At 56.4% G+C, this 12,384-nt stretch carries 7 protein-coding genes; 4 read left to right on the plus strand and 3 right to left on the minus strand.

The features are described 5' to 3' along the window. Positions 1-78 precede the first annotated feature (78 nt). From HNQ39_RS03750 to HNQ39_RS03765, 4 genes are all read left to right on the plus strand, one after another. Positions 79-3,372 (plus strand): S8 family serine peptidase, encoded by a 3,294-nt coding sequence (locus HNQ39_RS03750; protein ID WP_184192616.1) that lies wholly within the window; start codon positions 79-81, stop codon positions 3,370-3,372. A gap of 419 nt (positions 3,373-3,791) precedes the next feature. Beyond that, complete coding sequence (locus HNQ39_RS03755; protein ID WP_184192617.1) at positions 3,792-6,623, plus strand: hypothetical protein; 2,832 nt, start codon at positions 3,792-3,794, stop codon at positions 6,621-6,623. 67 nt (positions 6,624-6,690) lie between these two features. Then, positions 6,691-7,413 carry a hypothetical protein gene (locus HNQ39_RS03760; RefSeq protein ID WP_184192618.1) on the plus strand — a complete coding sequence of 241 codons (723 nt, stop codon included), beginning with the start codon at positions 6,691-6,693 and terminating at the stop codon, positions 7,411-7,413. 65 nt (positions 7,414-7,478) lie between these two features. Next, positions 7,479-9,524, plus strand: a complete 2,046-nt coding sequence (locus tag HNQ39_RS03765) for an invasin domain 3-containing protein (RefSeq protein ID WP_184192619.1) — start codon at positions 7,479-7,481, stop codon at positions 9,522-9,524. Positions 9,525-9,529: 5 nt separating this feature from the next. Here HNQ39_RS03765 and HNQ39_RS03770 read toward each other — a convergent pair whose 3' ends face one another. The 3 genes from HNQ39_RS03770 to HNQ39_RS03780 all read right to left on the minus strand — a co-directional run bounded on the left by HNQ39_RS03770 (position 9,530) and on the right by HNQ39_RS03780 (position 12,378). Next, complete coding sequence (locus HNQ39_RS03770; protein WP_221289790.1) at positions 9,530-10,537, minus strand: sigma-70 family RNA polymerase sigma factor; 1,008 nt, start codon at positions 10,535-10,537, stop codon at positions 9,530-9,532. A gap of 126 nt (positions 10,538-10,663) precedes the next feature. Continuing rightward, positions 10,664-12,106 (minus strand): Asp-tRNA(Asn)/Glu-tRNA(Gln) amidotransferase subunit GatB, encoded by a 1,443-nt coding sequence (gene gatB, locus HNQ39_RS03775; RefSeq protein WP_184192621.1) that lies wholly within the window; start codon positions 12,104-12,106, stop codon positions 10,664-10,666. A 59-nt stretch (positions 12,107-12,165) separates the two neighbouring features. Continuing rightward, positions 12,166-12,378, minus strand: a complete 213-nt coding sequence (locus HNQ39_RS03780; RefSeq protein WP_184192622.1) for a zinc ribbon domain-containing protein — start codon at positions 12,376-12,378, stop codon at positions 12,166-12,168. Positions 12,379-12,384 lie beyond the last annotated feature (6 nt).

A 12,384-nucleotide genomic window follows, 5' to 3' on the forward strand; every position in this document is an offset into this window, starting at 1 on the left:
TACAGACCGATCGAGATTTGGTAGTGGGGTTTCGGCTAGCGGTTTAGCCCGACTTGTGCGTGACTCCTGAGAACAACGATGAGGCAAATTAAACTTCGAGCCATTTTCAGTTTGGCAGCTGCGACGTTGCTAGGTGTTGCGGTTCCCGCAGCCCTTGCACAGACGCCGAAGGCTAAACCCGGGGAGATTGTAGTTAAGGTTCCTGATAACATGAACCCTGCTACGCTCGCCGCACAAGTCAATTGTGATGTAATTGGGCCTGTAGCATACTGTGACCATTACTGGGTCTTTGGGGTTCGGGGGCGAAATCTCCAGCTCTCAGAAGAAGCGCCTAAAGCCGATTTGCTCACTGCTGTTACTGCGCTTCGACAAGTGCCTGGTGTGAGTGCTGATCCCAACTGGATGCAGTACATGCAGGATACTAAGCGTGATCTAAAGGGGGGGAAGTCTGCTCTGAGCCGGGCACAACAGCCTCCTGGTGCTCGTCTTCTTCCAAATGACCCACTGTACTCAAGCCAGAAGTGGCATATGGAGATGATCCGAATGCCAGAGGCTTGGAACATCCAGTTCGGTGATGGCCAACCAACTCTAGTCGCGGTTATTGACTCTGGTATAGACGCAAACCATCCCGAATTTAAAGATTCTCTAGGTGTTTCAAAGGTTGTTGCGCAACAAGATTTCTCAGGGGCAACTAATCCTGGTTTGGATGTTGATGGCCACGGTACTCATGTGGCCGGTACGATAGCTGCAACGACAAGTAACGGGACTGGCGTGACTGGAATCGCCGGATGGAATCGCCAAGGCGTCAATATCAAGTTGATCAACGCTAAAGTTTTTCCTGGGGGCGGACTTGGCGCTTCATCTGCGACTGTTGCCAGTGCCATCAATTACTCTGTTACGCAAGGCGCTCGTGTTATCAACATGAGTTTAGGCTATGCCGGAGCATCTGCTGCTCAGATCGAAATTGATGCAGTTAATAATGCTTTGAAAGCAGGGATCGTTGTTGTAGTTGCAGCTGGTAACGATTCTAACGATAACGATAACCCTCAAACAAAAGCTTGGCCGGCTGATATTGACGGGGTTATAAAAGTCACGGCGATTGGTCCGACGAAGGTATTGTCATCATATTCCAACTATGGCGGTAATCCTCAGAAAATCGGAGCTCCGGGCGGAGATGATTTTAGCGTTGCAGGGCCGGGTGCTATCTGGTCGACTGCTCCGGTGGCCGGATCCTTTGACTTCTCCAATCCAAGCTACGCTCCCTCTAACGGGACATCGATGGCATGTCCACATGTTGCAGGAGCATCCGCACTTTTGATTGCGGCTGGAGTTCCTGCTGATACTGTTTACCAAGCGCTTTCTGATGGTGCTTCGCAAGCAGCGGATGGGGTAAACCCAAAGCGGTATGGTCCTGGTGTCTTAGACGTTTACTCTGCGCTCTATCCCTATACCCCAGGTATTACCCTGGAGGGCGGGGGAGACCGTGGTATCTCGTATTTTGGTTCGACTGGAATCTCCCTGACGATAAACCGTGCTGATCGAATCTACCAGAGTGGTCCTCCTGCAGGTACAACGGGCTTTTGGTCGCTGGAGAGCGATCTGAGTGTCGAGGTACAGACTGTAGGGCGAACCCCTAGTATCGTCAGATCGTTTGTTGGTGGTCGCGGTGTTCTTGGTCAGGCTGGAAAGATTGAAATCCCACCCTTGCCTGCCGTGGGAACGCGTCCTTCTCAGTCAACTGGGATCCGAGTACCTGCTCGAAACACAGATGGAACCTACTCCCCGATTAATCTCTCACCTGGCCAGTATCGTATCGTTGCACGATTGAACCTACGAAATACGGCGGGGATTGTACAGACACTGGAGCAAGTGCAGTTCATCACCATTGTCGAGAAGCAACTTAGTGCTGGTCGCACGATGTTTGCGATGCCCTTCAAGGCAGGAATTGCAACGCGCCCTGCAGGCTCTAACTTGACTCCAGAGGCTGCGGTGCTTGGACAAGCAACTGTGTTTGGTCTGTCCCGTTACAACCCGATTCGAATGCCTAGTGATGATGACTATGCGCGCTTTCGCTCTGCTGATCCCTTCAACCTGAAGAACGCAGCCCGGTTCGCCTCTGCCGATCAGCTAGACTCCACGGTCGTTGTGTACGATACGACAGCTCCTTCTGTCTCCATTGCTCCTATTGGGCTGGGATATTGGTTGGACCTAGATCGTGCAGGGACGGTGAATACAACACTGTTGCCTTACCCGGGTCAGATTACTGGTGTAAGCCCCGTCGCAGAGAACTCTGTTGGCATCAAGGCCTATGCCTCGGGTGGTGGCTGGAACATGATTGGAGCCCCGTTCACTTACCCGGTGGACTGGAGTGTGGTCACTGTTCGGGCTGATGGTGTAAGCTACTCCATTGCGGAAGCTGTCAAAGCAGGGATTGTTTCTCCTGCACTGATTGGCTTTGCAAATGGCGATTATGTCTACTCCGTTGCACCTGGCGGTCAGCTTGAGCCGTTCAATGCTTACTGGGTGCGTGTCTATCGAGACTGTCAGTTTAACGTTCCTCCCGTGCCCACAGCAAGCATTGCGACACGTAGTACGCTTAGCAATGCAGGGCAGCAAGGTGGATGGCAGGCACGCTTAATTGCAAGTGTTGGCAATGGTGTTGATGGCCAAAACTATATTGGTCAGCGCCCCGGAGCTGCCGATGGTGAGGATTTGGCAGATCTTCCGAAGCCACCTGCGGGTGCATCGGATGTCTATGTGACTCTCCTCAGCAAGGGAGCTAACGGTAAAAGCCGAGCACTTGCCTATGACATGCGTCCTCTAAATGGCAACGCAGTTACTCAAGAAGAGTGGGTCGCAACGGTCCAGTCTGTGCGCCCCAATGCAAAGGTGGTACTATCCTGGGACGGTATCCGTACCGCACCACGTAACGCTCGCCTAGTGCTAACGGATGTGCAAACAGGCGCTGTGATCCCCATGGCAAGCCGATCGAGCTATGTCTACCAGTCTGGTGATGCAGGCACGGTACATCGTTTTGTGATCAAGATGCTGCCGCAGACTAGCGGTGTTCTCGCGATCCGGAACCTAAAAACCGGCTCGACGACCCGTGCTGCTGCAGGGCTGACGGTTCGCTTTAATACTAACCTTGAGGCAGATACTCAGGTAAGTATTGTGACAACGTCTGGCCGAGAGATTCGCACACTAGCGAGCTCTGGTCGCGTACAGCCTGGTACTGAGGTCTCCCTCTACTGGGATGGTCGCGGAAAAGATGGTGCCGTTGTTCCTGCAGGTCCCTATGTTGTTAAGGTTAGCGCCAAGACAGCCGATGGTCAGCAGCAGAATATGCAGCGAATGGTTCAGATCCTAAAGTAAATCCGATCAAGGGTGCGGAGATAGCTCTCCGCACCCTAGAGACGCTGAAGAAGCAAAAGAGAGGTTGTTCGATGGCGATTTTCGCTCTTCGGAAACAAGAATTAAAGAAGCACGTACCAGGAGCCTTTCGGTTACCTGCTGTCGCTCTGGGCCTGATGATGGCTCTGTCTGGCACGACCCGGTCTGCGCTGGCAGATACTCAAGGAGGGGTTATCTCTGTTCCTCTGCCAGGTCTCACTCTGGGCTCAAGCTTTCCTTGGGGACCATCTAGTACGACACCTTGGTATGCCTATATCTACAATGAGTATATTTTGGTGACGGTTGGGTGGACAGGGGCATGGGTTCCTCCGATTCCTCCCCATGTCACAGGTGATGTCGCTGGTCGAATCTCTTTAGGGACTATTGCAGGTAACCTTCGTTTGACTCAGGACAACGATCAGGCGTTGCTTGGTGGTGTAACGAAGGATCCCGCTACTTCCGCGCTAGGCGTGTTCGATGACGCACAGTTCCCGTTTGGATGGGGTGCAGGTCAGACTAGTACGGTTGGTGGGACAGAGGGAACGTATCAAGACTACCCCGCCTATCTCCGTGCACTAGTCGATGGTGCGACTCAGGTCAATGTCGGCTTTGATACAAATCAGGTTCGATTGTCCCCAACCTTCCGACTGACCGATGGTCTTCCTGGAAGTGCTGCAGATCGCCCACTTCTAATTGGTAGCTACAACTTGGGTGCAAACGGCAGTCTCTACCTTGAGCAGCGGATTCGCCTCTTGCGAAGCACAGCGCGGTTTGAATGGACCATTGTGAACACCGATACTCAGGCTCACACGGTCGGACTTCGCTGGACGACAAACCAGCGCGCTGCAAATAACTTCTACTTTGTCAACTCCGATCGCGGGATAAGCCCCCGTCCGGTGGTGCTGGGAAATGATCCTTCTACTCCGGGTGCCGTCGTTCCGCCAATCCCTGATGCGCTTGATATCTATGCGCGCCGGGCAGATACCTCGACTGATCCCGGGTTTGACAATCGCCAGACCTTCCGTGGCTTAAGTGATGTTACCCTGCCACTGTCGGTCTATATTGCCGATGCTGTGGAGTTGGCACCTGGGACAGCAACGCCAGCTGGTCAGTACCTGCCACGTGCACAAGGCATACGCGTTCCCACCTTTGAGACTGGTCTGGCAACAGCGGTCTACTATGGGAATACTCCTCAGGGTTACGTGATCCCTGCAGGTGGACGCCGTGTGGTTGTAGCGTATGTGGGCGAGGGTGGAACTAACGACCTGATTGCGGATGATCTCGTTGTTGGAACCGAGTCCCCGACTGCACTTTCGTACTACCCTGGTGCCGCTACCCTTGCGGGTGTTGCAGGCAATACGTCTGCTACGCTCGTTGATGTCGCGTCCAAGTTTATTGGTGCTCCCACAACAGGCACCGATGCAAATGGCAACGTGATTGTGACGGGGGTAGATAACAAGTTCCGTATCTACGCGAGCGTTTACAGCCAGAAGCAGCGCCTGCCTGACGCAGACGTGCCGCTCAGTGGTGTCTCTGCAAGCCTAACCTTGCCCCCTGGACTTCGCTTTGCGATTGATCCTACTACAGGACTTCGTGATGTAACCACGAAGCTGGTTACTCCGATTGGAAGTGCCGCTGGTAAAGCTGGTGAGCTGATCGGTGATCAAGACGGAGTTGCTTCCTGGTTGGTTGAGCCTACAGGTGAGGTCTTTGGACCCGTTACCTATCAGGTCGCTGTGGGTGTGGCTCGGCCAAACCCGCTCTCCCGATCGATTGGCCGCACGATTACGATCCCTGCAACTCCTCTGGTTGAGCTGCAGTCGGGGACGTTCCAGATGGTGGGCTTCCCGTTCCAGTTTGATGCGAGCCTTTCCAATAATGGCGATCCTGATACCGTCATTAACTCCTTGAGCCGCCCGATTGATGAGCCGGTTATCCTTTACCGCTGGATGCCTGATCCCCTCTCGGATACGGGAGCAGGGCGCTACATCAAGGAAACTAAGATCGAGCCTGGTGTTGCGTACTTCTATCGTCCGAGCCAGGGTAGCGCTGGAAAGCGCCTGCTCTACATCAAGGGAGCAGCACCTGAGTCCCTTCAGGCACCTACCGGAAACACGCTTCCTGTTCCGCTCCAGAGAATTCTGGACAAGGGCTGGAACATGATTGCGAACCCTTACGTCTACGATATCCCGCTAAACTATCTGCGTGTTGTTCCTCTTGAGGGCAATCCGTCGCTGAGCTCGATCTCGTTTGGTGAAGCTGTTCGTAATAACGTCATCAAGGGTGGAGTCTTCTACTTCGACCCGAGTCAAGGTGGGTACGCCTTCTTCGAGGATCTGACCGCTCCACTGAAGCCCTGGCAGGGATACTGGATCTACGTCAACACTCGGGTTAGCGTCCTGTTCGCTACGCCGACACAGCGTGATGCGGTGGTTCTGCCGGATCCTGTTAGCTCTACTCCTGAGCCCGCTACCCGTGTGGTCAAGGATTCCTCTACCTCTAATTGGACGCTGGACATCATTGCACGGCGCGCCGACGGGACGATGGATCGTGCGACTCGCATTGGAATGTCTCCCAATACTGCGGATAATCGCGGAAATATGCCTAAGCCTCCTGTCTTCGAGCAGCAGAAGTATGTTCGGATGGAGATTGCAAATGGCAATAGCCGCTACGCCCAGGTTCTTAAGAATCCTAGCAATAAGGCAACTTGGAACCTTGAGCTGACGAGCAGCGAAGACGGCCCTGTCAATGTGATGCTCTCTGGTTTGAATAGTGTTCCGAAGCGTATGCGGTTAACCATCACCGATCAGCAGACGGGACAGACGACAAACCTGCGAAACACCTCCGCACTGAAGGTCAACGTCCGGAAGGGAGCGGTCAGCCGCTTCGTCCTAACGGCAGTCGCTGATGTGACCCGACCGCTGGCAATTACCCGCTTGGTTTCTACGGGTGGTGGGAGCCGTGCGGCTGGTAGTAGCTATGCCTACCTCCTTGGCATGACCCAGGACAATGTTGCGATCGATGCTACGCTCACTACGGTCTCGGGCTCGCCGATCTCTGTGCTTGCCGCCGGAAGCCGCGCCTCTACGAATGGAGTGGCCAAGCTTTCCTGGAACGGCCGTAGCCAGAGTGGGGCACCTGTTCCTGCGGGTAGCTACATCCTCAAGGTCCGGGTAACAAACGACAGTGGTGACTCTGACACACGGACGTTGCCTGTGACGGTAACGCGCTAAAATTGCCTCCGGGGGTGCTGGGAGCCCCCGGAAGGACAGTGAAATGGAAGGACATTCGAGCAAACCTATGATGAGCCCGAAAACGACGCGTCGCGCACTTCTTACAGGGGGACTCCTGCTCATCGCAGGCATGGCGGTCTTGCCAGGTAAAGCCCAGGCACAGACTAACAGTGTGCTGCTCTTCCCTGCAGTCGTAGATGGTAATCGGAATGAGAGCACAAAGCTTGTCGAAGAGATTGTGACTGAGTCTGTGCGTACTCAGCTGGCAAAAGTTGGGATCACGGCGGTTGTCTATAACAAGCGTCTTCCCAGCGTGCAACGCGCTCTGAACGAAAGCGATAAGATTCTCACAGAGAAGGACATCGATGCAGGTCCAGGCGACGATACTCGTAAGGCACAGCGCTTTGCTGAGGTTGTAGGGGCCAGCGAGTATGTCACGATCTTTGTCGATGACTACTCCTTCGATGCCGCGACACGTACGGCGAAGTTCAACCTCTCGCTCTCACGCTACAACACGGCCGCGGGAAAAGCCCTCGGCACCTTTGCCAATGGACAGCAGGGTATCGCACCCGCTGATGTTGCCAAGGCTCGGCAAGAAGGGTCTGCGACCGCTCGTGCGGCAGATACGGGAGCTCAGCAGGGAGTGACTAATCTCTTCCCACAGCTGGCGAAGGTTGCGACCGTAGCTAAGGCAAAGCCAACCAAGACAACAAAACCCCGCTCTAACGAAAAGAAGGTCACGACGATCTTCGGTGTGCTTCTTGGTGTTTTGTACCTCTCAACACGCTAAGCTGACGCTGAAACGCCCCGCTGCACCATTGAAGTAGCGGGGCGTTTTTTTATTCTAAATCAACTGTGGATTATAACCTTCTTCTCCCTGTCTTAGCCCTTGCTCACCCCAACCCTCTGATCGCTGTTGAGCTTCAGCCCGAGCGCACGACGCTTCGTGCGGATGGTCGCGCTACCAGTATCATCACCGCACGTGTCTTTGATGACCGGGGCTCGCCCGTGGCCGACGGAACCCGCGTTCAGTTCTCCACGACACAGGGACGCCTCGATACTCTGCTGGCGGAGACACGGGGAGGAATCGCGCGGGTTACGCTCACGGCTGCCGACCAGCCTGGCATTGCAACCATCACAGCCAACCTTGAGGCGGGGGGAGCCGTGCCCGCACGTACCCAGGTGACCTTCAGCAACGATGCTCAGGTCACCGAGCTCGTCAATCCCTGGCTTCGTTTCTCGGGGAGCGCTTATACCTCCTTAGCGTTGCTGGATCAACGCACCCGTATCTTCGATGTTCTTGGGAAAAATCATGACGCCCGTGCTACCTACGGCGATATCGTCATCACTGCGGACCACCTTCAGTACAAGCTAGGTGTGACACGTCTCTACGCTGAGGGGAATGTGGTGCTGGAGATCGGGAAGCAGCGAAAGCGCTTTCATCGCCTTGCCTTTGATCTGATCCAACAAACCGGAATTGGGGAGACCGCGTCGGGGCGTGTTGAGCTTCGCCGTGGGCTTGTGGAGCAGCCTCTGCCTCCCAGCGATACCCCCGCTTGGCAGTTTGTTGACCTTGGAGATGCCTCCCTTGTCATCTCCGCCCAGGCGATTGGGATCAATAACGATGGCTTGGTTCAGTTCCGTAAGGCCACGTTCTACTTGGATGGGCAGAAGGCCTACTCAACTCCCTATCACATCATGACGTTGCGCCAGCAGTCGCTCTACAGGGAGCAGCTGGTTGGAGTTGGGGCAAGCGGGATGTGGCTGAACCTGCCGTACTACTACAATGTCCAGCCTCGTGGCGTCGGAACCGTGTTCCTGCGCAGGGGAGCGCCCTTTGGTTCATCGGTCTACTCCCAGCGACAAGGCTGGACCGTGGACCTAGAGCAGACCTACAACAGCCAGGGAGCGATTGAGGGACAAGTCCAAGTGCTCAACCTCGCCAATGCGAACCGTGGGCTACGCTTGCAGCACAACCAGAAACTGGATACCAAGACAGATGCCAATGTCTTTATGGATCTTGTGGGGGGTAAGGATCTCTTTGGCTCGACCCAGATCGGTCATAACTTCCCGACATTTCGGGTCAATGTGAGCGCTGCGCTCAACCGGTATCGAGGCATCACCGATACTGTCTCGGGGATCACTGCGCCCGCGAGTGGCGACTGGCGGACCCAGACCACGGCGGAGTCGTATCCGAAGCTTCTGCGGCCAAAATCGGGGGTGAACTATACCCTGACAGGGGCGCACACCGACCAGCGCTTCTTTGGAGGAACGTCTGCTCGCCCAGGGGTTCAGACCGACAATCTAGGAACCCGGCTCTTTGCGACACCAATCAAGCTCAATCCACGAACTACGCTGACTCAGTCTGCGGTGCTCGGTTATACCTGGGTGAAGGCTGCGCCCGAGACCACGGGAATTGGTCAGTCAGGGGTCTCGGTCCAGACCACGACAGCGCTTGCCCAACCGGTGAAGTGGCGCAAGCAAAACTTAGGCTTCGCCCAGCTGAGCTACGACTTCTTCCAGACCCCACCATTGTTTGTCCCCACGGCGGGAACGAGTACCACGGGGGGGGCAACAGGCGGGGTGACGACAAGCCAGCGGCAGGGACGACAGCGGCTGACGGCGACGACTTACCTCAACCAAGACGAGAAATGGAACTTCTCGCTGAGTGGCTCACGAGGGATTGATACGTCGCAGAGTACCCTGTTTACCGAGGCCAAGACACAGCTCAATGGCCCTTGGTACGGACGGATTCGCTTGAGTGACACCCAGTTTTCGGGTACAGGCTACCGCGACTGGGAGTATGCGCTGATTCGAATGGTCAACGGGCGCGAGGTTGCCCTCTACTACTCCACCAGTGCCCGCCGTTTCCAAGTGGACCTGACGGGACTTAGCTTCTAGAGCGCTTAGAACTTCTCTTGCGGGCCAAGACGGCGAAGCTTCTTGATCGCCCGGAGCTCGATCTGGCGCACCCGCTCGCGTGTCACGTGGAGCTGCTGCCCGACCTCTTCAAGGGTGCATGGCGCATCGCCTTCCAGTCCGAAGCGCAGCGACAGCACCTCACGCTCGCGGTCAGAGAGCTGAGACAGTACGCCCTCAAGCTCCTCGCGGCGGATCAGGTTCATCGCCACATCGGACGGAGTGGGGGTGGATTGGGCCTGGAGAAAATCACCCAGCTGCGACGACTCACGGTCCCCGATGGGAGCTTCCAGAGAGAGGGGCTCTGCCGCCGCCCGCAGGATCTCATCGACTCGCTCTGGGGCCATGGAGACGGCTGCGGCGATCTCCTCTAGGCTGGGCTCACGGGCGAGCTCTTGCCGCAGAGTTCCTGCCGTGCGAGAGACCTTGTGGATCATGTCGGCGACATAGACCGGGATGCGGATGGTGCGCCCTTGGTTGATCACGGCACGGGCGATAGAGCGGCGAATCCACCAGGTGGCGTAGGTGGAGAAGCGGAAGCCACGGTCTGGGTCGAATTTTTCAACCGCGCGGATCAGGCCGATGGTCCCTTCCTGGATGAGGTCTGCGAGGGCAACCCCCGGCACCGAGTAGCGTCGCGCCACCGAGATCACGAGGCGTAGGTTTGACTCAATGAGCATGTCCTTGGCCTGCTGATCACCCCGCGCAACACGCCGAGCAAGGCTCACTTCCTCTAAGGCGGTCAGGAGCCGTGAGGAGCGCGAGTGGCCCAGGTAGCGGCGGAGCTGTTGTTCGTGCTCACGAGCATCTAGCGCACTGGCACTCTCTTTTTCCTCGTCGAGGTCGTCCGAGAACGTCAGAGTGGGGGCGGTGAACTCATCTTCCTCTTCGGAGAGAGGTGAGGAGAACTCCCGATTTGAGTCGGGTAGAGAGGTTGCTCGGCCACGGTTCATCGTGGAGAAAACCGGGTGATCCTTGAGAGGGAGACTTCCCATCCTGGACATGCTAGACTTTGCCTTAACTTCCGTCTGCGTTAAAATGGGCAGCTTGCGCCACCCACTCTATTAAACAGTAAAAATGGGTAAAATGGTTCCCGTTTTTAGGACTATTTTGCCCAAACTTCAGAGCTTTGCGAGCTCCTCTTCTAACAACCGGTTTACATCATCGGGCCGTGCCTGGCCCTTGGCTTCTTTCATGACCTGGCCCACCAAGAAGCCCTTGCTCTTGTCGTTGCCCGCCTTGATCTTGGCGACAATATCGGGGTTGGCGGCGAGGACTGCCTGGACAATTCCACGGACTGCACCCGCATCGACCACCTTGATGCCACGCTCCTGAATGAGTTGTTCCACACTCTTGCCCTCGGCATGCATGGAATCAATCAGCTCTTTGGCGATCTTGCCGGTGATCGTCCCCTTGGCAATGGCACTCACCAGGCCCACAAGGTGCTCCACGGTGACGGGGGTGGCATGGACGGCTTGGCCGGCGGCGTTGGCGAGGCGGGTGAGGTCGCCCAGCATCCAGTTTGCGACCTGCTTGGGGTCGGCGTTCTGGGCCGCGGCCTCGAAGAAGTCTGCCGTCGCACGCTCGCCCACGAGCTGTGTCGCATCGGTGGCAGGGAGGCCGTACTGCTCGATAAAGCGGCGCTTACGGGCGATCGGAAGCTCGGGGAGGCTGGCGCGCAGGCTCTCGATGTACTCCTCCAGAAACTCGATGGGAATGAGGTCCGGCTCGGGGAAGTAGCGGTACTCCTGCTCGCTCTCTTTGATGCGCTGCAGGACGGTCTCGCCCTTCTCGGAGTCCCAGCCGTAGGTGGCCTGGAGCACGGCCTCGCCTTTCTCAATCGCGGCGATCTGGCGCTTGGCCTCGTACTCGACTCCCTGCTGCACAAACTTAAAGGAGTTGAGGTTCTTGAGCTCTGTTTTGGTTCCGTAGACCTCGCTGCCCTTCTCGCGGACCGACGGGTTGGGCTCGACACGGAGCGAGCCCTGCTCCATCTTGCCATCGCTGACCCCTAGGTAGAGCAGGATCGAGCGTAGGGTCTCGGCGTAGAGACGTGCCTCCTCGCTGCTCTCGACATCGGGGGGGAAGTCGGTGACGATCTCCATCAGCGGCACGCCGGCGCGGTTGTAGTCCATCACGGAGTAGCCCAGCCCATCGACATGGAGCGACTTGCCCGTGTCTTCCTCTAGGTGCACACGGGTGATGTGAATCTTCTTGAGCGTGCCGTCGGCCTCTTCGATCTCCAGATACCCATTGATCCCAATCGGCGTGTTGCCGTACTGGCTCACCTGGTAGCCCTTGGGGAGGTCGGGGTAGAAGTAGTTCTTGCGGTGGAAGATGGTCCGCATGGAGATCTCGCAGTTGAGCGCGAGGGCGGTGCGCACCACATGCTCGACCGCTTGCTTGTTGAAGACAGGAAGCGTCCCCGGCAGCCCCAGGCAGATCGGACAGCAGCGGGTGTTGGGCTCTCCTCCAAAGGCGTTCTCACACCCACAGAACATCTTGGACTTTGTCAGAAGCTCGGCATGGCACTCCATCCCGACTGCGACAACATACTCAGGCATGATGCTATTGTATCGCGTCTGGGCCGGGTGGCATTACCGGTCGGGTGCAGAAAGAGGCCTCAGCGTTTCTGCTTGCTCCAGCCTTCCCAGACAGCCGTGGGCTTTTTGGCATAGAACTCGGTAAATCCGCAGTCGGCGCACATATTGGCGGTAAAGGTTGAGGCACTCTTGGCAAAGATCTCTGAGGGATTTCCCCAGGCCTCCAGCCGTCCTCCGACATGGACCTGGGTCATCCAGCGCTCTGATCTACATTTAGGGCAGGTTGGTTTCATGTGTTT

The organism is Armatimonas rosea (genome assembly GCF_014202505.1).
GTDB classification, from domain to species: Bacteria; Armatimonadota; Armatimonadia; order Armatimonadales; family Armatimonadaceae; genus Armatimonas; species Armatimonas rosea.

What these genes read in the sequence shown, in the direction of transcription:
- HNQ39_RS03780 (WP_184192622.1), bottom strand. Translation starts at nt 12,378, where the DNA reads ATGAAACCAACCTGCCCTAAATGTAGATCAGAGCGCTGGATGACCCAG.
- gatB (WP_184192621.1), bottom strand. Translation starts at nt 12,106, where the DNA reads ATGCCTGAGTATGTTGTCGCAGTCGGGATGGAGTGCCATGCCGAGCTT.
- HNQ39_RS03750 (WP_184192616.1), top strand. Translation starts at nt 79, where the DNA reads ATGAGGCAAATTAAACTTCGAGCCATTTTCAGTTTGGCAGCTGCGACG.
- HNQ39_RS03760 (WP_184192618.1), top strand. Translation starts at nt 6,691, where the DNA reads ATGATGAGCCCGAAAACGACGCGTCGCGCACTTCTTACAGGGGGACTC.
- HNQ39_RS03770 (WP_221289790.1), bottom strand. Translation starts at nt 10,537, where the DNA reads ATGGGAAGTCTCCCTCTCAAGGATCACCCGGTTTTCTCCACGATGAAC.